Source organism: Curtobacterium sp. NPDC090217 (assembly GCF_044746705.1).
Taxonomy (GTDB): domain Bacteria; phylum Actinomycetota; class Actinomycetes; order Actinomycetales; family Microbacteriaceae; genus Curtobacterium.
The window spans coordinates 163,711-183,488 of sequence record NZ_JBIVCR010000001.1 but is presented as its reverse complement, the minus strand read 5'-3'; the positions used below and the strand labels follow the sequence as shown (position 1 = coordinate 183,488).

The 19,778-nt window shown below is 70.5% G+C and carries 22 protein-coding genes, 1 tRNA gene and 1 riboswitch; of the genes, 10 read left to right on the top strand and 13 right to left on the bottom strand.

The features are described 5' to 3' along the window. Positions 1-4: 4 nt before the first annotated feature. The 3 genes from purU to ACIPJ2_RS00905 form a co-directional block, all read right to left on the bottom strand. Positions 5-877 carry a formyltetrahydrofolate deformylase gene (purU, locus tag ACIPJ2_RS00915; protein ID WP_402727171.1) on the bottom strand — a complete coding sequence of 291 codons (873 nt, stop codon included), beginning with the start codon at positions 875-877 and terminating at the stop codon, positions 5-7. 129 nt (positions 878-1,006) lie between these two features. Further along, positions 1,007-2,320, bottom strand: a complete 1,314-nt coding sequence (locus ACIPJ2_RS00910; RefSeq protein WP_402728299.1) for an MFS transporter — start codon at positions 2,318-2,320, stop codon at positions 1,007-1,009. 185 nt (positions 2,321-2,505) lie between these two features. Continuing rightward, on the bottom strand, positions 2,506-2,937 hold the full coding sequence (locus ACIPJ2_RS00905; protein ID WP_402727170.1) for a MarR family winged helix-turn-helix transcriptional regulator: 432 nt from the start codon (positions 2,935-2,937) through the stop codon (positions 2,506-2,508). Between the two features lie 86 nt (positions 2,938-3,023). Here ACIPJ2_RS00905 and ACIPJ2_RS00900 point away from each other — a divergent pair, with 86 nt between their 5' ends. Beyond that, positions 3,024-3,710: a DUF1345 domain-containing protein gene (locus ACIPJ2_RS00900; RefSeq protein ID WP_402727169.1), complete on the top strand. Its 687-nt coding sequence runs from the start codon at positions 3,024-3,026 to the stop codon at positions 3,708-3,710. Between the two features lie 11 nt (positions 3,711-3,721). Here the strand turns inward: ACIPJ2_RS00900 and ACIPJ2_RS00895 are convergent, their stop codons facing one another. Genes ACIPJ2_RS00895 through clpS form a run of 3 tightly spaced genes read right to left on the bottom strand, consistent with a single transcriptional unit; the run spans position 3,722 to position 5,433 of the window. Continuing rightward, the gene (locus ACIPJ2_RS00895; protein ID WP_402727168.1) at positions 3,722-4,645 is read right to left on the bottom strand and encodes a GNAT family N-acetyltransferase; all 924 of its coding nucleotides are present in this window, start codon (positions 4,643-4,645) and stop codon (positions 3,722-3,724) included. Between the two features lie 10 nt (positions 4,646-4,655). Further along, entirely contained in the window at positions 4,656-5,132 is a 477-nt protein-coding gene (locus tag ACIPJ2_RS00890; protein ID WP_402727167.1) for a DUF2017 family protein, read from the bottom strand. 13 nt (positions 5,133-5,145) lie between these two features. Then, positions 5,146-5,433, bottom strand: coding sequence for an ATP-dependent Clp protease adapter ClpS (clpS, locus tag ACIPJ2_RS00885; RefSeq protein WP_281265905.1), 288 nt, complete (start codon positions 5,431-5,433; stop codon positions 5,146-5,148). A gap of 37 nt (positions 5,434-5,470) precedes the next feature. Beyond that, positions 5,471-5,556: riboswitch (ZMP/ZTP riboswitch) on the top strand. A gap of 51 nt (positions 5,557-5,607) precedes the next feature. Here clpS and glyA point away from each other — a divergent pair. The 3 genes from glyA (at position 5,608) to ACIPJ2_RS00870 (ending at position 8,442) form a co-directional block, all read left to right on the top strand. Further along, on the top strand, positions 5,608-6,912 hold the full coding sequence (gene glyA, locus ACIPJ2_RS00880) for a serine hydroxymethyltransferase (protein WP_402727166.1): 1,305 nt from the start codon (positions 5,608-5,610) through the stop codon (positions 6,910-6,912). A gap of 26 nt (positions 6,913-6,938) precedes the next feature. Further along, entirely contained in the window at positions 6,939-7,841 is a 903-nt protein-coding gene (locus ACIPJ2_RS00875) for a tetrahydrofolate dehydrogenase/cyclohydrolase catalytic domain-containing protein (protein WP_402728298.1), read from the top strand. 97 nt (positions 7,842-7,938) lie between these two features. After that, positions 7,939-8,442, top strand: coding sequence for a hypothetical protein (locus ACIPJ2_RS00870; protein ID WP_402727165.1), 504 nt, complete (start codon positions 7,939-7,941; stop codon positions 8,440-8,442). 8 nt (positions 8,443-8,450) lie between these two features. On the opposite strand, the gene galK is transcribed toward ACIPJ2_RS00870, so the two are convergent. After that, a complete protein-coding gene (gene galK / locus ACIPJ2_RS00865; RefSeq protein WP_402727164.1) occupies positions 8,451-9,587 on the bottom strand; it encodes a galactokinase in 1,137 nt (378 codons plus the stop codon). Continuing rightward, positions 9,584-10,690 (bottom strand): galactose-1-phosphate uridylyltransferase, encoded by a 1,107-nt coding sequence (galT, locus tag ACIPJ2_RS00860; protein WP_402727163.1) that lies wholly within the window; start codon positions 10,688-10,690, stop codon positions 9,584-9,586. The genes galK and galT overlap by 4 nt, the downstream gene beginning before the upstream one ends. 64 nt (positions 10,691-10,754) lie before the next feature. On the opposite strand from galT, the gene ACIPJ2_RS00855 reads away from it, so the two are divergent. Both ACIPJ2_RS00855 and ACIPJ2_RS00850 read left to right on the top strand, forming a co-directional pair. Continuing rightward, positions 10,755-11,609, top strand: coding sequence for a DeoR/GlpR family DNA-binding transcription regulator (locus tag ACIPJ2_RS00855; RefSeq protein ID WP_402727162.1), 855 nt, complete (start codon positions 10,755-10,757; stop codon positions 11,607-11,609). Then, positions 11,606-12,538, top strand: a complete 933-nt coding sequence (locus tag ACIPJ2_RS00850; protein WP_281265898.1) for an aldose 1-epimerase family protein — start codon at positions 11,606-11,608, stop codon at positions 12,536-12,538. The genes ACIPJ2_RS00855 and ACIPJ2_RS00850 overlap by 4 nt, the downstream gene beginning before the upstream one ends. A gap of 14 nt (positions 12,539-12,552) precedes the next feature. Here ACIPJ2_RS00850 and ACIPJ2_RS00845 read toward each other — a convergent pair whose 3' ends face one another. Beyond that, positions 12,553-12,873, bottom strand: coding sequence for a hypothetical protein (locus tag ACIPJ2_RS00845; protein WP_281265897.1), 321 nt, complete (start codon positions 12,871-12,873; stop codon positions 12,553-12,555). A 280-nt stretch (positions 12,874-13,153) separates the two neighbouring features. Here ACIPJ2_RS00845 and ACIPJ2_RS00840 point away from each other — a divergent pair, with 280 nt between their 5' ends. Then, entirely contained in the window at positions 13,154-14,671 is a 1,518-nt protein-coding gene (locus tag ACIPJ2_RS00840) for a DUF2142 domain-containing protein (RefSeq protein ID WP_402728297.1), read from the top strand. Here ACIPJ2_RS00840 and ACIPJ2_RS00835 read toward each other — a convergent pair. Both ACIPJ2_RS00835 and ACIPJ2_RS00830 read right to left on the bottom strand, forming a co-directional pair. Then, positions 14,633-14,705 (bottom strand) — tRNA-Lys (locus ACIPJ2_RS00835). The two genes, ACIPJ2_RS00840 and ACIPJ2_RS00835, sit on opposite strands and share 39 nt — an antisense overlap. Before the next feature lie 136 nt (positions 14,706-14,841). After that, complete coding sequence (locus ACIPJ2_RS00830) at positions 14,842-15,003, bottom strand: hypothetical protein (RefSeq protein WP_165931368.1); 162 nt, start codon at positions 15,001-15,003, stop codon at positions 14,842-14,844. Between the two features lie 128 nt (positions 15,004-15,131). Between ACIPJ2_RS00830 and ACIPJ2_RS00825 the strand changes: the two genes are divergently transcribed. The 3 genes from ACIPJ2_RS00825 (at position 15,132) to ACIPJ2_RS00815 (ending at position 17,684) form a co-directional block, all read left to right on the top strand. After that, positions 15,132-15,761 (top strand): DNA-directed RNA polymerase subunit beta, encoded by a 630-nt coding sequence (locus ACIPJ2_RS00825; protein WP_402727161.1) that lies wholly within the window; start codon positions 15,132-15,134, stop codon positions 15,759-15,761. A gap of 478 nt (positions 15,762-16,239) precedes the next feature. Next, positions 16,240-16,839 (top strand): ECF RNA polymerase sigma factor SigK, encoded by a 600-nt coding sequence (gene sigK / locus ACIPJ2_RS00820; RefSeq protein ID WP_402727160.1) that lies wholly within the window; start codon positions 16,240-16,242, stop codon positions 16,837-16,839. After that, positions 16,836-17,684, top strand: a complete 849-nt coding sequence (locus ACIPJ2_RS00815) for an anti-sigma factor domain-containing protein (protein WP_402727159.1) — start codon at positions 16,836-16,838, stop codon at positions 17,682-17,684. The genes sigK and ACIPJ2_RS00815 overlap by 4 nt, the downstream gene beginning before the upstream one ends. Positions 17,685-17,896: 212 nt before the next feature. Here the strand turns inward: ACIPJ2_RS00815 and pstB are convergent, their stop codons facing one another. Together pstB and pstA are read right to left on the bottom strand one after the other, a co-directional pair. After that, positions 17,897-18,676, bottom strand: a complete 780-nt coding sequence (gene pstB / locus ACIPJ2_RS00810; RefSeq protein WP_281265887.1) for a phosphate ABC transporter ATP-binding protein PstB — start codon at positions 18,674-18,676, stop codon at positions 17,897-17,899. Between the two features lie 19 nt (positions 18,677-18,695). Continuing rightward, positions 18,696-19,775 carry a phosphate ABC transporter permease PstA gene (gene pstA, locus ACIPJ2_RS00805; protein ID WP_402727158.1) on the bottom strand — a complete coding sequence of 360 codons (1,080 nt, stop codon included), beginning with the start codon at positions 19,773-19,775 and terminating at the stop codon, positions 18,696-18,698. Positions 19,776-19,778 lie beyond the last annotated feature (3 nt).

Below are 19,778 nucleotides of genomic sequence, written 5' to 3'. Positions count from 1 at the left end.
GTGCCTACTTGAAGATGATCGTGCGGGCGCCGTCGAGCAGGACGCGGTCCTCCGCGATCCAGCGCACCGCCTGGGTGAGGGTCCTGGACTCCTCGTCCTGGCCGATCGACACCAGCTCGGACGGGTCCTTCGTGTGGTCGACGCGGACGACGTTCTGCTCGATGATCGGCCCCTCGTCGAGGTCGCTCGTGACGAAGTGCGCCGTCGCACCGATCAGTTTCACGCCGCGGGCGTGTGCCTGCCGGTACGGGTTCGCACCCTTGAAGCCGGGCAGGAACGAGTGGTGGATGTTGACGGCGCGGCCCTGGAGTGCGGCGCAGAGCTCCGGCGACAGGATCTGCATGTAGCGCGCGAGGACGACGAGCTCGATGTCGTGTTCCTCCACCGCCTCGAGGATACGGCGCTCCATCGCTTCCTTGCTGGCCGCGTCGGTGACCGGACGGTGCTCGAACGGGACGGAGTAGAACGACGCGAGCTCGGACAGGTCCGCGTGGTTCGACAGCACCAGCGGCACGTCGATCGGGAGCTGGCCGCCGCGCTGCCGGTAGAGCAGGTCGTTCATGCAGTGCCCGGCCTTCGACACGAGGACGAGCGTGCGCATCGGCCGGCCGACGACGTCGAGCTGGACGCGCATGCCGTACCGCTCGACAACCGGGGCGAGTGCCTGCTCGAAGGTCGCGCGGTCGACGGGCGCCATCACCTGCAGGCGCATGAAGAACGTGTTCGTGTCGTGGCTGGAGAACTGCTGCGACTCGGTGATGTTGCCCTGCGCCTGCACGACGGCCCCGGAGACGGCGTGCACGATCCCGGGCTGGTCGTCGCAGACCAGCGTGAGGGTCCAGTGCGTGGGGGTGCTCGCGGGCGTCGGGTCGGTCACCGGTTCAGGGTACCGGGGCGGGGCCGCTGCGCGGTGCGGACGGGAGGCTCGGTGCGGGTCCGGCGCGCGGGCGGCGGCCCGGCGCCCCCCGGCTCGCGCCCGCGGCGCGCGCGGCGCAGCGCGCTGCGCTCAGCGCGCTGCGCGGGACCCCAGCGCGCGGTCGGAGACCGTCAGCGCGGTGAGCAGGACCGCGATCCCCACGATGACCCACCCGAGGACGTGCAGGTCCGCCGTGGTCGGACCCTGGCCGAACACCCCGCCGATGAGCGACGACGCGGCGATCGCCCCGATGTAGACGCTCGTGCGCGAGAGCCCGGCAGCGGTGCCGATCGACTCCGGCGGGACGATCTTGTACAGCGCCGCCTGGTTCGACACCGACGCGAGTGCCTGGGGGATGCCGAACAGCGCCGGCGCAAGAGCGAGCAGCACGACGGGCGATCCGGTGTGCAGCCCGAGGAGCAGCAGCCCGCCGACGATCGGTACGACCGCGGCGACGACGAGCGGCCCGCGGACGGCGGTCTTCCGGGCGACGAGGAACGACACGATCCCGGCGACGATCGCCGCGGGGAGCTGGATGTACCCGGCCTGGTCGCTCGAGTACCCCGCGACGTCCTGCACCCACTGCGAGAACCCGTACGTCATCGTGTACGCGAGCATGTAGACGAGGAACAGCCGGACGTAGGTGCGGGACAGCGCCCCGTTCCGCGCGAGCATCCGCACGTCGATGAACGGCTTCGCCGCCCGGAGCTCCCAGACGATCAGCGCCGCCAACAGCACGATCGCCACACCGAGGAGCCACCAGAGCCCGGCCGAGATGTCGAGCAGGAACACCAGGAGCGCCGACACCGTGCCCGTCATGAGGACCATGCCGAACGGGTCGAGCGCCGTCAGCACCGGGACGTCCGCGTCGTAGCGGGGTCGGAGCCGGTCGGCCGGCAGCCAGAGCCCGGCGACGACGAGGCCGAACGCCGCCAGCGGGACGTTCACGAGGAAGATCGCGTGCCACCCGAACGCCGCGATGAGTGCCCCGCCGAGGGGCGGCCCCGCCGCGGCCGAGACCAGCGAGGTGATCGAGAGCGCACCGAGGACGAGCGGCGGGGTGGGTTTGCCGATCCGGGCGGAGTGCTGCCGGAGCGTGGTGAGCGCCGCCGGGTACGCGGACGAGGTCCCGATGCCGATGAGCACGCGCGCGAACACCGCGCCGCCGAACCCCGTCAGGACCTCGGGCACGACGCCGGCGATCCCGACGACGACGAGTCCTGCCATGAAGACCTTCTTCGGCCCGAACCGGTCAGCGAGCTTCCCCATCGTCGGCTGGGCGATCGCGCTCGCCAGGTACAGCGCCGCGACGAGCCAGATCGCCTGCGACGCGCCGATCCCGAGGTCGCGGGAGATCGGCGCGAGGGCGACGGAGACCATCGTCGTGTTGATCGGGTTGAGCAGTGGTCCGACGAGGATCGGGACGAGGAGCTTCGGCCCGAAGCCGGAGCCCTTCGGTCCGCGCGCCGAGGAGACGGGGGTGGGAGCGGTTGCGGTGGACGTGGTGGGGTGCCTTTTCGACGTGGTCGGGGAGGTGCGGCCTGGAGGCTCGGCGCGCGTCGGGGACGCCCGTCACGCCTGGCGGGCGGTCACCGCTCGACGAGGGTTCCGAGGATGGTGAGGGACCGCGCGACGGTCGCGCGGTCGTCGGGGTCGAGCGCGGCGAGGCGCTCGGCGAGCAGACGGGTGCGGGAACGCTGGGAGTCCCTGCGGGCAGCGTGCCCGGCGTCGGTCGCGCTGACGATCGTGCGACGGCCGTCGGTCGGGTCTTGCGTGCGCTCGACGAGCCCGAGGTCCTCCAGCGCCTGGACCGTCGCGCCCATGGACTGCGGGCGGACCCCTTCGGCGCGGGCGAGTGCCGCGGTCGTGGAGGCGCCGTCGCGGACGAGCCGTCCGAGGGCTGCCGACTGTGACGCGGTGACGTCGTCGGCCTTCCCGGCGATGAGGGTCCGGCGGATCCGGCCGTGCATGGCGAGGATCTCGTCAGCCAGGTCGGTCTCGGTCTCCACACGCCTGTCCACGTCGCCGACGGTACGCTTCAGAAGGCGAACTTGCAAGTTTGCCTTCTGATCGCGCGCGCATTGGAGCCGTTGTCTACGGTGAGTGCATGTCGCGTATGACTGGATGGTTGCAGCGCGAAGTGGTCCGGCACACGGTGGCGAGCGTGATCGCCCTCGCCGTGGCGTTCGGCCTGATCGTGCTGGCCGGCGTGACGACCGATGATCCGGACGTCACGCGTCGGGCCTCGAGCGCCGTCACGTCGCTGCTCTTCGGGATCTACGGCCCGGTGTTCCTGGTGCTCTCGTACCTCGCGTTCCGGGACGCGGAGGGGTACCGGCTGCGCGCGCTCCTCGTCCGCACCGACGAACGGAGTCGGGCCGTGCGGATGCTACTCCTGGCCGGACCGAAGTCATGGGCGATGCTCGTCATCGTCGCCGGACTGGTCTCCGTGGTCGTCCTCACGGCCAACGATGCCCGGCAGAGCCTGTGGCTCGTCGGGATCTGCGTGCTCGGCGTCATCGGCACCTGGGTGGTGATGGTGGCCGTGTTCGCGGTCGAGTACATGCGGTCGTGGGCGGAGGACGACGGCATCGCGTTCCCCGGGGCCGAGGAGCGTTCGTTCCGGGACTTCGTCTACCTGGCCGTGCAGATGTCCACGACGTTCTCCTCGTCGGACGTGCAACTCGTCCGGCGATCGGCGCGGAGCCTGGCGACCGTGCACTCCGTCGTCGCCTTCGCCTACTCGACGGCGATCATCGCAGTGTTCGCGTCGCTGCTCATCGCGAACGCCTGACGAGCGGCAGCTCAGGTGTCGAAGACGATCCGGCGCTTCGTGACGACGAACCCGGCGCGCTCGAACGCCCGGCGCATCGGGGTGTTCGCCGCGTCCGTGGTGCCGACCACCCGGGTCTCCCCGGCGTCGGCGTGGACCCGGAGCCCCTCGCTGAGGAGCGCGTCGACCACCCCGCGCCCCCGGTGCTGTGGCAGGACGCCGATGGAGCTGATCGCGGCGTCGTAGGCCGTCCGCGTGGCCAGGACGAACCCGACCGTGAGGCCGTCCGTGTCGACCGCGATCCGCCAGTCCTCGCGCCGGCCGGGCAGCGACCGGTAGAAGTCGAGGTCGTCGGCCGCGGTGCCCCTGGCGCCGAGCCGTTCGACGGTGGCGACGGTGTGCGCGTCGAGCGACCCGACCGTGACCCGGGCGAACAGGTCCGTGAACTCGGCGTCGTCGCCCTCGCGGAAGCGGAACGGGCCGGTGTCCGGCACCCCCGCCGACGGCGTCCAGGCGACGCTCACGCGCTCGGTCGTCCTGACCAGTCCTGCCGCCTGCGCTGCGTCCGCCCGCCACGAGACCGCGGCGACGGCGGACGGGTCGTCGTGCCAGTCGACCGCGACGTCGACGATCCACTCCGGGAGCACCCCGAACGCCTGCGCGCCCGTCCGGATCAGACCCGCGGCGATCGCCACGCGGTCGCCGTGCTCCGACGCGGACACGATCACGTCGTCGAGCGTGCTCGGCGCTCCCCCGTCGGCACCGCCCCACCAGATCGCCCGCCCGACCGGGCGACCGTCGCGCTCAGCGAGGAACGACCACCCCGGGCGGTGGTTCCGCGCGGCCGACTCCTGCCGGTACCGGTCCGCCACGGTCCACGCGACCGGTTCCGACGTCGAGAAGGCGAGCAGGGCCTCCAGGTCGGATCCCGTGGACGCGCGGAAGGTGAGCGTCACCGCTGGCCTGTCATCTCTTGTCGGTCATCGTCGTGACCAGGTGTTCCTGGACGTACCCGAGCCAGTCGTAGACGTCGCGGAGGCCGACGGCGGCGGCCGACGTGCGCGTCGCGTCCTCCGTCGCCTGGTCCACGATCCCCAGCCGGTCCGCGATCGTCAGTCGCAGATCGGTCAGGCACCGGAGCCAGGACTGCTCGTCGGCCGCGGTGAGCGCGCCGTCCTTCGCACCCGTGAGCCAGTCGTGGACGACCTGCGCGTTCGCGGACTTCGCCGTCCGGAGGTCGCTCTGCGTGTACCGGCGGAACTCTGCGCTCGCCGCCCGATCGCCCGGGTAGGCGTCCGGGAACATCCGGAGCGTCACCGGGTCGGAGTCCATGTCGCCGTCGAGGATCTGCCGGAGCTGCTCGGTGAGGCTCATCAGCACGTCGCGCTCGCCGGACGCCAGGCCGAGGTGGATGCCGTCCCGGCGCCGAACGAACGGGATCACGCGCGGTACCCGTTCACGCTTCGGGCGCCCGGTCGACGGTGGCCTGGAGTCCGTAGCCGTGCATCGCCTCGACGTGCCGCTCCATCTCCTCGCGGTGGCCGGTCGCCACGATCGCCCGTCCCTCGGAGTCGACCTGGTGCATCAGCCGCTCCGCCTTGGCCACCGGGAACCCGAAGTAGCTCTGGAAGACGTAGGTGACGTAGGACATCAGGTTCACCGGGTCGTCCCAGACCACGGTGACCCACGGCACGTCGGCGCGCGTGCTCGTGGCTTCGTCCACGTCCGGCGACAGCATGGTCATGTCTCCAGGGTGACACAGGCTGGGCGGCTCGGTACGATCGTCACGTCGCGACTGGCGTTGGATGGGTCACCATCGGGAAGCGACACCTGACACGGTGCGCTGCCGTACGCCTGGGCAGCGCGCACCGACCGTCCGAGCACGACCGCATGGTCGTCCGCACACCGTAGGAGTCCCGTGTCCATCACCGATCTGCCCGCGCCGTCCGCTCCGTCGAACACCGCGCAGTCCACCTTCAACGCCCCGCTCGCCGAGGTCGACCCCGAGATCGCCGCGGTCCTGCAGAACGAGCTCGGCCGCCAGCGCGACACCCTCGAGATGATCGCGTCTGAGAACTTCGTCCCGCGCGCCGTCCTCGAGTCGCAGGGCTCCGTCCTGACGAACAAGTACGCCGAGGGCTACCCGGGCAAGCGCTACTACGGCGGCTGCGAGTTCGTCGACGTCGCCGAGCAGCTCGCCATCGACCGGGCGAAGGCCCTGTTCGGTGCCGCCTACGCGAACGTGCAGCCGCACTCCGGCGCCAGTGCGAACGCCGCGGTCCTGCACGCCATCGCCTCCGCCGGCGACACGATCCTCGGCCTCGAGCTCGCTCACGGCGGCCACCTGACCCACGGCATGAAGCTCAACTTCTCCGGTCGCATCTACAACGCCGTGTCCTACGGCGTCGACCCGGAGACGTTCGAGGTCGACTACGACGACATCCGCGCGAAGGCGATCGAGCACCAGCCGAAGGTCCTCATCGCCGGCTGGTCGGCGTACCCGCGCCAGCTCGACTTCGCGAAGTTCCGCGAGATCGCGGACGAGGTCGGTGCGTTCCTCTGGGTGGACATGGCGCACTTCGCCGGGCTCGTCGCCGCAGGCCTCCACCCGTCGCCGCTGCCGCACGCCCACGTCGTGTCGTCGACGGTGCACAAGACGCTCGCCGGTCCTCGCTCCGGCATCATCCTGTCCAACGAGGAGTCGCTCTTCAAGAAGCTGAACTCCGCGGTGTTCCCGGGCCAGCAGGGCGGCCCGCTCATGCACGTGATCGCCGCCAAGGCGACCGCGTTCCTGCTCGCCGGTCAGCCGGAGTTCAAGGACCGTCAGGAGCGCACGCTCCGCGGTGCTCGCCTCCTTGCGGAGCGCCTCACGCAGCCCGATGCGCGCGCGGCCGGTATCGACGTGCTCACCGGCGGCACCGACGTGCACCTGGTGCTCGTCGACCTGCGCGAATCCGAGGTCGACGGCAAGCAAGCCGAGGACCTGCTGCACGAGGTCGGCATCACCGTGAACCGCAACTCGGTGCCGTTCGACCCGCGCCCGCCGATGGTCACCTCGGGAGTCCGCATCGGTACCCCGGCGCTCGCGACGCGCGGCTTCGGGGACGCCGAGTTCACCGAGGTCGCCGACATCATCGCGCTGACGCTCATGCCGAACCCGGACGTGTCGGCGCTGTCCGCGCGGGTGAAGGCGCTGACCGACGCGTTCCCGCTCTACGCGTGAGCGGCGCCGTGACCGACCTGCCGCGGGTGCTCTGGGCGGGTGAGGGCAGTGCCGTCCGCATCGACGGAACCGCCCTCGCCGCCCGGACGCTCGACGACCTGAAGGTCCGGATCGACCGGCTGCACGACCACGGGTTCCGGCCAGGGCTCGGCACGATCATGGTCGGCGAGAACCCGGGCTCGGTGTCCTACGTGGCCGGGAAGCACAGGGACTCGGCGCAGATCGGACTCGACTCGGTCCGCATCGACCTCCCGTCGTCGGCGGCCCCGGCGGACATCCGGGCGGCGATCCTGCAGATGAACGACGACCCCCGGGTCACCGCGTTCATCGTGCAGCTGCCGCTGCCGCAGGGCATCGACCCGATCCCGATGCTCGAGCTGATGAACCCGGCGAAGGACGCCGACGGCCTGCACCCGACCAACCTCGGTGAGCTCGTGCTCGCGGTCCCCGGTGGTGCCGGCACGATCGACGCCCCGCTGCCGTGCACCCCGCGCGGCATCGTCGCCATGCTCGACGCCTACGGCGTCCCGATCCGCGGGCAGCACGTCACGATCATCGGGCAGGGGCTGACGGTCGGCCGGCCGCTGGGCTTGCTGCTCACCCGGCTCGAGGCCACCGCCACCCTGACGCACTCCCTGACCGAGGACGTCGCCGCAGAGTGCCGTCGCGCCGACATCATCGTCGCGGCCGCCGGTGTCGCCGGGCTCGTGCAGCCGGAATGGGTCAAGCCGGGCGCGGCCGTGATCGACGTCGGCATCAGTCGTGTGGTCGACGAGTCAACCGGCAAGGCGAAGCTGCGCGGCGACGTCGACCCCGCGGTCGCAGAGGTCGCCGGGTTCCTGTCCCCGACGCCGGGTGGCGTCGGACCGATGACCCGCGCGATGCTGATGAAGAACGTGGTCGAGGCCGCGGAGCGCCACCTGAAGTAGGCGCGCCGGGTCCGTCCCGCGAAAGCGACAGTTCCCCGCCGCATTCCGGCCGGGAACTGTCGCTTTCGCGTGGTCACGAGCGTGCTAGCGTCGCGCCATGGGGGAGCAACTGGTGACCGCGCCGGTCATGTCCGTCGAGGGGCGTCGATTCCGGATCCGCGGATGGATGGTCGCGGCGGTCGCCGTCGTCGCGGTGTTCGTGTTCCGTGCCGTCTCGGTCTGGAGCGTCAGCGCGGACTACGGCGGCGTCGACGCAGACGGGCACTGGATCGATGCGCAGGGTGCCGTCGTGCCGAGCGCCCCACCATCGGTGTCGGTGGTCGGACACGCGTCGCCGCTCGTCCTCGTGCTGATCGTGCTCGCCGGTGTCCTCGGTGTGACGCTCCCGGCGACGCTCGCCCGGTACGGCCGGGATCGCGCCGGCCGGATCGTCCGGGTCGTGGCCCTCGTCGCGATCCCGGTGCTCGTCTTCGTCGGCGTCGGGGTGTACTCGTTCTGGCAGTCCGAGTTCGTGCTGGAACAGGTCCAGCGCCAGACGCTGCCGCTCACGTCCTTCCCGTGGGGCGGCGCGACCGTCACCGTGGGGCACATGACCCGCTGACGCGCCGCTCAGCCGTCTCGGCGCGCGCCCTGGTCCGCGTGCACGGTGAACACCGAGGGCTCCCGGTACCCGGCTTCGGCGAAGGCGGCCGTCACCGCGGCGCCGATCGCCTCGCGCTGTGCGGCATCGACGAGCGCGATCGCCGCGCCCCCGAACCCACCGCCGGTCATGCGTGCCCCAACGGCTCCGTTCGCCATCGCGGTGGCCACGGCGAGGTCGAGCTCGGGCACCGAGATCTCGAAGTCGTCGCGCATCGACGCGTGCGATGCGACGAGCAGCTCACCGATCGCCCGCGGGCCGTGCTCGCGGAGCGTGCGAACGGTGTCGAGGACGCGCTGGTCCTCGGTGACGACGTGGCGCACACGGCGGAAGGTCTCGTCGTCCAGCAGCGCAGCGGCACGGGGGAGGTCCTCCACCGTCACGTCACGGAGTGCCTCGACGCCGAGCACCTGGGCGCCTCGCTCGCAGGACTCCCGACGGGCCTTGTACCCGCCGGTCGCGTGGGCGTGCTCGACGCGGGTGTCGATCACCAGCACTTCGAGTCCGTTCGCCGACAGCGCCATGTCGACCACGGCGGTGTCGAGCGTGCGGCAGTCGAGGAACACGACGGCGTCGCGCTCGCCCAGGAGCGACGCGGACTGGTCCATGATCCCGGTCGGTGCGCCGACCGCGTGGTTCTCGGAGTACTGCCCGACGCGTGCGAGCTGCTTGCGGTCGAGGCCGAGCTCCCACAGGTCGTTGAACGCCAGCGCGACGCCGCACTCGATCGCGGCGCTCGACGACAGGCCAGCACCCACGGGCACGTCGGACTCGATGAAGACGTCGAAGCCGGTCTTGTCCGACAGATCCGCTCCCTGCTCCTGGAGGGCCCACGCGATGCCGAGCACGTACGCCGACCAGCCGTTCATCGCGTCCGGTTCGAGGTCGTCGAGTGCGAGCGAGACGACGGACTCCGGGTCGAAGGCCGAGGCGACACGGAGCACCCGGTCGGTCCGCGGAGCGATGGACGCCGTCGTGCGACGGTCGATCGCGAACGGCAGGACGTAGCCCTCGTTGTAGTCGGTGTGCTCACCGATCAGGTTGACCCGCCCCGGGGCGGAGTACCGCACCGTCGGCTCGTACCCGAACACCTGCTGGAACGTCATGCTCGTTCGATCCCTCCTCGGATGAACTCGGCCTGCTGCTCGGGGACGACGTCCCCGATCCAGGCCCCCATGGCGGCTTCGCTGCCGGCCAGGAACTTCAACTTCGTCTCCGCCCGACGCGGCGACGTGATCTGCAGCATCAGCCGCACGGTGTCACGCGCGGTGTGCACCGGGGCCTGGTGCCACGCGGCGATGTAGGGCGTGGGGTCGCCGTACAGCTGGTCCATCCCGCGGGTCAGCCGCAGGTGCATGTGCGCGAGCTCGTCCTTCTCGGCATCGGTCAGGCCGGCGAAGTCCGGCACGTGGCGGTGCGGGAGCATGTGGATCTCGAGCGGCCAGCGAGCGGCGAACGGCACGAAGGCGGTGAAGTGCTCGCCGGCGAGGACGACCCGGTCGGAGTCGCGCTCGTTCGCGAGGTGCTGCTCGAACAGGTCCGGGCCGAAGCGCTCGATCGAGTCGAGGAGCCGCTGCGTGCGCGGTGTCACGTACGGGTACGCGTAGATCTGCCCGTGGGGGTGGTGCAGCGTGACCCCGATCGCTTCGCCCCGGTTCTCGAACGGGAACACCTGCTGGATGCCGGGCATCGCGGAGAGCGCAGCAGTGCGGTCGGCCCACGCTTCGACCACGGTGCGGGCCCGCGACTCGGAGATGGACGCGAACGACCCGGCGGTCTCGGGGGAGAAGCACACGACCTCGCACCGACCGACCGACCGGAACGTCCGGTTCAGGCCGACCTCGGTCAGCGAGTCCAGCGAGTCCAGCGAGCCAGGAGCGTCGTCGGCCTGCAGCGCCGGACCGAACGAGGGCGACCGGTTCTCGAACACCGCGACGTCGTACACGCTCGGGATCTCCGACGGGTTCGCCGCGGACTGGGGCGCGAGGGGGTCCTGGTCGGCCGGGGGCAGGAACACGCGGTTCTGCCGGCTGCTGGCGATGGAGACCCACTCGCCCGTGAGGACGTCCTGGCGCATCTGCGCGGTCGCCGGACGCGGGTCGAGTGTCCGCTCGTCGATGCGACGTTCGGCGGGCAGCGTCGTGTCCGCATCGTCGAAGTAGATGAGGTCGCGGCCGTCCGCGAGCTTCGTCGCGCGCTTGGTGATCACCGGACGAGCCTACTCGATGAACGAAGGATTGCGAAAGTGATCGGAAGCAGACGAAACTACCCGTGTGAGCGACGACGACCTCTTCCTCGCCGGCACGATGCCGGCCCCACTGCGCCAGGAGCGCATCGTCGCCATCGTCGACGGCGCACCCGGCATGGTGCGCACGACGGCGCTCGCCGCGGCGCTCGGCACGAGTGAGGTGACCGTCCGCCAGGACCTCGCGGTCCTCGACCGGGAGGCTCGGGTCAAGCGGGTGCACGGCGGCGCGCTCCGCCTCGGGGTCGGTTCCGGCGAGCGGCCGTTCGAGGAGACCGCCGTCGAGCACCAGGTCGCGAAGGCCGCCATCGGCCGCGCCGCGGCCGCGCTCGTGCGGTCCGGCCAGTGCGTCGTGCTCGACGTCGGCACCACCCCGGCCGCCGTGGCCGAGGCACTGGTCGCGCGCGAGGACCTCGTGGACGTCACCGTCGTCACGAACTCGCTGACGACCGCCCTCGCACTCGAACGCGCCGTCCCCCGGTTCACGGTCATCGTCACCGGCGGGACGCTCCGCCCGCTCCAGCACTCGCTCGTCGCACCCTTCAACAACACCCTGTTGCCGATGATCGCCGCCGACGTGGTGTTCCTCGGCGGGACGGGCGTGGACGTCGAGCACGGGCTGACGAACGTGAACCTGCCCGAGACCGAGGCGAAGCGCATGCTCGCCGCCCACGCCGGGCGTACGGTCGTGGTGGCGGACGGCTCGAAGTTCGGGCGCGCCCACGTCGGGGTCGTCAGCGGCCTCGGGGACATCGACGTCGTCGTGACCGCGGAAGCGCCACCGGAGCTCGTCGAGCCGGTGCGTGCCGCCGGGGTCGAGGTCGTCGTGGCCGACGGCGGACAGTCGGACACCACCGCATCGGGAAGGAACCACAGCGCATGACCGCAGCACCCACCGGGGGCCAGTACCACCTCCGTCACGCCGGCCCGGACGGGGTCGTCGAGGCGGTCGTCACCGAGGTCGCAGCCGGTATCCGCGAACTCCGGGTCGCCGGGTTCGACCTGACCGAGCCCTTCCCGGCGTCGGAGGCGCCGGCCGGTGCGAACGGCATCGTGCTCGTCCCGTGGCCGAACCGCGTCGCCGGGGGGAAGTGGGAGCTGGACGGCACGGCCCAGCAGCTCGACGTCTCCGAGCCGAAGTACGGCAACGCCTCGCACGGGCTGCTCCGGTTCTCGCCGTACCGCGTGGTGTCGCAGACGGAGACCAGCGTCCTGCAGGAGGCGACGATCCACCCGCAGCACGGCTGGCCGTTCACCCTCGAGACGCGGGTGCACCACGAGCTGGTGGACGACGGGATCCGCATCACGCACGAGATCACGAACCGCTCCGGCGTGCGTGCCCCGTTCGCGGTCGGGGCGCACCCGTACCTGCGCGCCGGCGACACCCCGGCAGAGGACCTCGTCATCACGCTCGACGCCGCGACGGCGTTCACCGTCGACGACAAGCGCATCCCGAACGGCACCGAGCCCGTGGCGGGCACCGGTGTCGATCTCCGCGTCGGTCGTCGTGCGGGTGACTCGGACCTCGACACCGCGTACACCGACGTGACGCCGGACGCCGACGGGGTCCGGCGCACGACCATGCACGGGCCGGAGGGTGACGGCGTCCAGCTCTGGCAGGACGAGTCGTTCCCCTACGTGCAGGTGTTCACGTCGCGGGAGTTCCCGCGTGGCGACGGCAAGGGTCTGGCCGTCGCCGTCGAGCCGATGACCGCGCCCGCCGATGCCCTGAACTCCGGCGAGGGGCTCCGATGGCTCGAACCCGACGAGACCTGGACCGGTTCCTGGGGCATCCGCCGCGTCTGGTCCTGACCCTCGCGGGCTGATCAGCCGCGGCGCATCCGCAGGGCTTCCACCGCGAGCGATTCGGTGCCGTAGCGCCCGATCTCGTGCGCCCACGCGGGGTCGTCGCCGCGGAGGGCGATGAACTGCTTGCGCTGCCGGCACACGTAGCCGAGCACGCTGGAGGCGGTCGCGACCTCGACGAAGTCCTTGCGGATGTGCCGGGTGGTGACCTGGGCGTTCCGGCGGAGCGTGTCCAGCAGCAGCTGGTCGCTCATCGTGGTGTTGGTCGCTGCTGCGAGCTCGACGATGCGGCGCGCGTCTCCGCTGGTGCTGGACTGCGTGGCGTCGATGTGCTCGATCACGGTGTACCCCGTTCGTTCTGCTTCAGGTGGTGCTGGCGATCCACGAGGAGTGGATGCGGGAACGACACTATCGGCGGCATCCCAACAGAGCGCTGAACGAGACCTGGACTGTGCAGTGCGAACGCCATGAGCTCGCTGTGGGCGCCTTGTACCCCGGCACGTGGGGGCGACATCGGCGCGACGTGACACGACTGGCGACGGACCCAGGAGCGGCGTCCATCTCGGCTAGCATCCCCGAGTGATCGTCGCTCGCCATCGTGATGGCTCCGCCACTCCGTGGATGCGCGTCTTCCTGTCGGCGTTCGCCGTCTTCCTCGGGTTGTCGATGAGCTGGGCCATGGTGTCCCCGCTGATGGCCGTGCCCGACGAGCCGTCGCACACGATCCACGCCGCGGCGGTGGTCCGCGGTCAGCTCACCGGAGAACCCGGCACGCATCCGAGCTGGAAGTACGTCCAGGTGCCCGAGTACGTCGAGCGCGCCGAGTCGCAACTCTGCTTCGCGCAGCACCCGGAAGTGAGCGCCGCCTGCGCCGCGCCGTTGACCCACTCGGCCGAGCTCGTCCGAGCACGCACCACCGCCGGCACCTACAACCCGCTGTACTACGCCGCGGTCGGTCTCCCCAGTCTCTGGCTCTCGGGTCCCGCGGCGATCTACGCGATGCGCCTCGTCTCCTGTCTCATCAGCGCCCTGTTGCTGGCCGGTGCCGTCGTCGCCGTGACCCGCACCCGGTCCAGCGGCTTCACGCTGCTCGCGCTCGCGGTCGGGGTCTCTCCGATGGTGCTGTTCCTCAGCGGAGCGGTCAACCCGAGCGGCACCGAGTTCGCCTCCGCCGCGATGGCGTTCGCCTGGCTGCACCAGCTGGCTCGCTCGGCTCGGCTCGGCAGGGTCCCGTGGCGGGAGGTCGCGTGCGTGGTCGGTGCCGCGATCGTGCTCGTCAACACCCGGCCCATCGCGATCGCGTGGTTGGCCGTCTTCATCGTCGCGACGCTCGCCGACCTCGGCGTCATCCGCATGCTCGTCCGGAGCCGGGTGTTCTGGGGCGGTGTGCTCGTCATCGGCGCTGCCGTCGCGGGGTCGGCAGCGTGGACGATCTCCACTGCTTCCCTCTCCGTCTCCCATCCGGGCCCGGGCGCAGGGATGTCGTTCCCGCGGGCGTTCGTCTACATGGTGGGGCTTTCACTCGACTACATCCGTGACTACGTCGGGATCTTCGGGTGGTTCGACACCACGATCCCGACCGGGACGACGGTGGCGTGGGGAGCAGCGTTCCTGCTGCCCGTCGGCGCGGCGATCGTCTTCGGTCGCGGGCGAGCGTGGCGGACGACCGTGCTGATGGCCGCTGCGCTCGTCCTGGTACCAGCAGTCGTCCAGGGGCGGACCGCACACGACTTCGGCCTGATCTGGCAGGGACGGTACAACATCGCCCTGCTGCTCGGTCTGATGCTCGCCGCCGGCTCGGCACTCGACGCGGCCTTCCCAGACGCGTTCGCGGCCCCGAGGATGGTCGTGATGGCCGCTGCGGGCACGTTCCTGCTCGCCTTCATGCACGTCCACACGTTCCTGTGGGTCGCGCGGCGCTACGCCGTCGGAGCGAACGGCGAGTGGGGCACCATGCTCCGGGCTCCGGCTTGGCAACCGCCCGGTTCCTGGGAGCTGTGGACGGCGATCCTGGCAGTCGCTGCTGTCACCGGCGGTGCCGCCGTGGTCCATCGCATCCGTCGGTCGCGCCCTGACGAGGACGGCCGTTCGTTGCCTCGGTGGGCCCCGTGGGGCTCGAACCCACGACCCTCGGATTAAAAGTCCGGTGCTCTACCAACTGAGCTAGAGGCCCTCGGTGTCCAGGCTACCGGGACGGGCGCGCCGACAACGAACGAGTGCGCAGTACTGGGGCCTCCACGCGATGGGAGCCCCCAGCTACTGCGCACTCGTTCGATCTCAGACCGGCACCACGTCGGGTGCCGGCGAGGTCAGCTCCGACGACCGGTCAAGGTCCGGAGCAGCCAGGCGATGATCGCGATGACGAGCAGCACGACGCCGACCCACAGCAAGAACTTCAGGCTCGCGGCGAACCCGCCGACGAACAGCAGGATGACGGCGATCACGGCCAGGATGATGAGCAGGGCGTTCACGGGGTTCCTCTCTTCCACGTCCAGGAGGAGTGCCTCCCTTACGCACGAGCACGGTACCCGTCACCGCCGCTGTCCGTTCGGGGCGAACGGAGGGCGGGCGTGTCACCGGCGGCGCCTACACTGCTGCGGTGCCTCGCGATCACCACCGTCCCGTCCACTTCACCGACGCCGAGTTCGCCGCCATCCAGGGTGGCGAGGACCCTGCGCTGGTGAACCGTGTCGCGCACGAGACCGCGAACGCGCTGCTCCACCGCGTCCGGCAGGACCCGGATCCCGCGGTGGTCGAGCGACTCGTGACCTACACGGACGTGCACGGCATCGAGGCCGTGGCGGAGCTCTGGGCCCGTGTGGGGGCACACACCCTGCCAGGCGCGCTCTGGCGGATCTACCTCATGCGGACGGTGATCCGGCAGAACCCGGACGAGATCGCGTTCCTCTTCACGCGGGGCACGGAGCGCATCGGCACGATCGACCAGGCCGTCGCGGGTGCTGAGGCACCGACGGGCCCCGCCGAGATCCTGACGCTCGCGGACAGCATCCTGCACGGCCTCTACACGGGCGACTTCGCGGTGGCGCTCGACCGCGGTGCCGCGTTCTGCCGCCTCGCCGCAGCGGGAGCCACGAGCCTCGCCGACGACTCGGACCTCACGGCAGAGGAGCGGGCGAGCGTGCTGACGGTCCGTGCCTTCCGGCTGTCCGAGCTGGCGGAGGACCTGTCCGCGGCTGCCGCGCTGTGGCGCCGCGACGCCCTGGACTGAGCCGACCACCCGACGAAACCGGGGCGGAAGACCCGCACCGAGCCTCCAGACCGGACGACCGGACCAACCGGACCAACCGGTCAGAAGGCAGAGAAAAACCGGGCCGCAGAAGCGCCTCTCGGCGCGAGGCCGCTCGAAGCGGCGAATTTTGGAGCCCGGGGCTTGCTGCGGCCCGGCGACATCGATTCTACGAGACACCTGCCGTGCGCGCGTCCGTGTTCACTCTCGGTGGACACATCGATCTCGGGCGCGCCCCGAACGCGTGACGATCCTCGCCGGAATCCCGAGCAATCCGACTGGACGAGGGTGCCGAATCATCAGCGTGACGGAACTCATGGGCCGTCACACAGCGGGGGCTCCCCGTGCGACCCGACCCGGCTCACCCGGCCGGAGTAATTCCCTGCGGATCGCACGGGACCCTCGCTGCCAATCAACGCAGCATGGAGCAACCCGGACACCGGAAGGAGGAAAACCTGCAATGCTTGCCATCGTGGAACGCGACACCGAACGCTGGAGCTCGACCGAGCCTGTTCCGTCGTCGCCGGATTCCCTCCTCCTCCGCGTCGCCCAGGGCGACCAGCAGGCCTTCTCGGAGCTCTACGACGAACTCGCCGGCCGCGTCCTCGGACTCATCACGCGCCTGCTCAAGGACCGTGCCCAGTCCGAAGAGGTCGCACAAGAGGTCTTCCTCGAAGTCTGGCAGCAGGCCGCCAAGTTCGACACCACCCGGGGCAGCGCCTCGAGCTGGGTGCTGACGATGGCCCACCGCCGCGCGGTGGACCGGGTGCGTGCCGCGCAGTCCTCCCGTGACCGCGACACCAAGATCGGGATCCGCGACTTCGAGTCCGGCTTCGACCAGGTGTCCGAGTCCGTCGAGATCCGGATCGAGCACGAACGGGTCAGCCGGGCACTCGCCCGCCTGACCGAGTTCCAGCGGCAGGCCGTCCAGATGTCCTACTACGGCGGCTACTCGCACAGCGAGATGGCCGAGCTCCTCGGGGTGCCGATCGGCACCGTGAAGACCCGTCTCCGCGACGGGATGATCAGACTGCGCGACGAGATGGGAGTGGCGTCATGACCGAACGACACGACGATCCCGCACTCCTCACGGGTGCGTACGCGCTCGACGCGCTGAGCGACGCCGAGCGACGCGAGGTCGAAGCGGCACTCGCCGAGTTCCCGGAACTCCGTGCAGAGGCCGACTCGCTCTCCGAGACCGCCAGGGCCCTGGCCTACGCGGTCGAGCCGATCGAGCCGCCGGCATCCCTCAAGGCGTCGCTGATGGCCGCGATCCAGACCACGCCGCAGGTCGCTCCCGACACCGGTCGGGCTGCGCAGTCGGTGCCCGCCACCGTCCAGGAGGCTCCGATCGCCTCCGTCACGGACGTCACCTCCGGGGGTGGCTCGGCCAGTGCCGCGGCTCGCCGTCGGTGGTTCCAGCGTCCGGCCGCGATGCTCGGTGCCGCTGCTGCGGTCGGTGTCGTGTTCCTCGGTGTCGGACTCGGCGCCGGTGGGGCGATCTTCGGCCAGGACTCCGGCCCGGGGACCAGCGCGTCCCAGGCGGCGTCCGGCCTCGACCAGATCTACGCCGCTGCCGACTTCAAGCGGTCCACCTCCCCGGTGACCGGCGGTGGCTCTGCGACGGTCGTGTGGTCGGACCAGCTCGGCAAGTCCGCCGTCATCCTCGACGGGGTGGCCGCTGCGCCGAAGGACAAGACCTACGAGCTCTGGTACATCGGCTCCGAGGAGTCTGGCGGCACGATCGAGTCCGCCGGGCTGATGAACGACGTCGACGGCGGTGTCCGCTCGGCCGTGCTGAGCGGTGCGAAGTCCGCCGGGGCGACGGTCGGCATCACGGTCGAGCCCGCCGGTGGGTCGAAGCAGCCGACGACGACGCCGATCGTCGCGGTGCCCACGGCGTAGGTTCGTCCGCCCGCGCCCTTCGCCGGGCGCCCGACGCGTGCTGGCATCGCCATCCGACTCGGAACGACGAAGTCGCTGTCGTACGACAGCGACTTCGTCGTTCGTTGCGTGCGCCGACCCCGGGCGCCCGCGGACGACGACAACGCCGATGTCGTACGACATCGGCGTTGTCGTTCCGAGTCAGCGCGAGGCCGACCCCAGAACCCGCACGCTCACCCGAAGCGGCCGGAGACGTAGTCCTCGGTGGCCTGCACGGACGGGTTCGAGAACATCGTCGCGGTGTCGTCGAACTCGATGAGCTTCCCGGGAGCACCCGTGCCGGCGATGTTGAAGAACGCCGTCTTGTCGCTCACGCGCGAGGCCTGCTGCATGTTGTGGGTCACGATCACGATCGTGAACTCCTTCTTCAGCTCCTCGATGAGGTCCTCGATCGCGAGCGTGGAGATCGGGTCGAGCGCCGAGCACGGCTCGTCCATCAGGAGCACGTCGGGCTGCACGGCGATCGCCCGCGCGATGCAGAGACGCTGCTGCTGACCGCCGGACAGGCCCATGCCGGGCTTGTCGAGGCGGTCCTTGACCTCGTTCCAGAGGTTCGCGCCCTGCAGGGAACGCTCGACGATGTCGTCGGCCTCGGACTTCGAGATGCGCTTGTTGTTGAGCTTCACGCCCGCGAGGACGTTGTCCTTGATGGACATCGTGGGGAACGGGTTCGGGCGCTGGAACACCATGCCGACCTGACGCCGGACGATGACCGGGTCGACGCCGGGTGCGTAGAGGTCGTCGCCGTCCACCTTCACGGAGCCCTCGACGTACGCGCCGGGGATGACCTCGTGCATGCGGTTGAGCGTGCGGAGGAACGTGGACTTGCCGCAACCGGACGGGCCGATGAACGCGGTGACGGTGCGGGGCTCGATCGTCATGTCGACGCCCTCGACCGCCTTGAACTTCGAGTAGTAGACGTTGAGGCCGTCGACCTCGATGCGCTTGGACACAGTGGACCTTCCGGAGGTGCTAGCGGGAGAGCTTGGGGGCGAAGAGGCGGGTGATGAAGCGGGCGAGCAGGTTGAGCACCATCACGATGAGGATGAGCACGAGTGCCGCGGTCCAGGCCCGGTCGACGAACGGCACCGGGTTGGCGCCCTGCTGCGAGTACTGCGTGTACGCGAACACCGGCAGCGTCATCATCGGGTTCTTGAACAGGTCGTAGTTCATGCTCGTCGTGAACCCGGCGGTGACCAGCAGGGGAGCCGTCTCACCGATGACGCGGGCGATGGCGAGCATGACACCCGTCGTGATGCCTGCGAGCGACGTGGGGAGGACGACCTTGATGATCGTGAGCCACTTCGGCACACCGAGGGCGTAGGACGCCTCGCGGAGCTCCATCGGGACGATCTTCAGCACCTCCTCGGTGGAGCGGACGACGATCGGGATCATCAGGACCGCGAGGGCGACCGAGCCGACCAGGCCGAACCGGGCGCCGGGACCGAGGAACAGCGCGAAGAGCGAGTAGGCGAACAGACCGGCGACGATCGACGGGATGCCGGTCATGACGTCGACGAAGAACGTGATGCCGCGTGCCAGGGGTCCACGGCCGTACTCGACCAGGTAGATCGAGGTCAGCAGGCCGATCGGCACGGCCATGAGCGCCGCGAACAACGTGATCTCGAGCGTGCCGATCAGGGCGTGCAGTGCGCCGCCGCCGACCGAGATGACGCCGCGCATCGAGTACGAGAAGAACGCCGCGTCGAAGCGGGCGAGACCGTCCGCGAGGACCGTGTACAGCAGCGAGACCAGCGGCAGGACGGCGATGACGAAGGCCGTGACGACGAGCGACGTGATCAGCCGGTCGACCGCCTTGCGCCCGCCTTCGACGATCCGGGACACGACCACGATGAGGACGTCGAACAGGACCGTGCCGAGGAACAGCGCGGCGACGATGTTGAAGTCCTTGACCGCGCCGCCGGCGTTGAGCAGGGCGAAGACGAGGGCGAGCGCGACCCAGCTCCCGCCGAGGAGCAGCCACGGGACGGACTTGTGGAGCTTCCCGTTGGCGAAGACGTTGCCGGGGGACTGACGGAGTGCGAGGGACATCGG

What these genes read in the sequence shown, in the direction of transcription:
- ACIPJ2_RS00900 (WP_402727169.1), top strand. Translation starts at nt 3,024, where the DNA reads ATGTCGCGTATGACTGGATGGTTGCAGCGCGAAGTGGTCCGGCACACG.
- clpS (WP_281265905.1), bottom strand. Translation starts at nt 5,433, where the DNA reads ATGACCATGCTGTCGCCGGACGTGGACGAAGCCACGAGCACGCGCGCC.
- ACIPJ2_RS00870 (WP_402727165.1), top strand. Translation starts at nt 7,939, where the DNA reads ATGGGGGAGCAACTGGTGACCGCGCCGGTCATGTCCGTCGAGGGGCGT.
- galK (WP_402727164.1), bottom strand. Translation starts at nt 9,587, where the DNA reads ATGACGTTCCAGCAGGTGTTCGGGTACGAGCCGACGGTGCGGTACTCC.
- ACIPJ2_RS00850 (WP_281265898.1), top strand. Translation starts at nt 11,606, where the DNA reads ATGACCGCAGCACCCACCGGGGGCCAGTACCACCTCCGTCACGCCGGC.
- ACIPJ2_RS00840 (WP_402728297.1), top strand. Translation starts at nt 13,154, where the DNA reads ATGCGCGTCTTCCTGTCGGCGTTCGCCGTCTTCCTCGGGTTGTCGATG.
- sigK (WP_402727160.1), top strand. Translation starts at nt 16,240, where the DNA reads ATGCTTGCCATCGTGGAACGCGACACCGAACGCTGGAGCTCGACCGAG.
- ACIPJ2_RS00815 (WP_402727159.1), top strand. Translation starts at nt 16,836, where the DNA reads ATGACCGAACGACACGACGATCCCGCACTCCTCACGGGTGCGTACGCG.
- pstA (WP_402727158.1), bottom strand. Translation starts at nt 19,775, where the DNA reads ATGTCCCTCGCACTCCGTCAGTCCCCCGGCAACGTCTTCGCCAACGGG.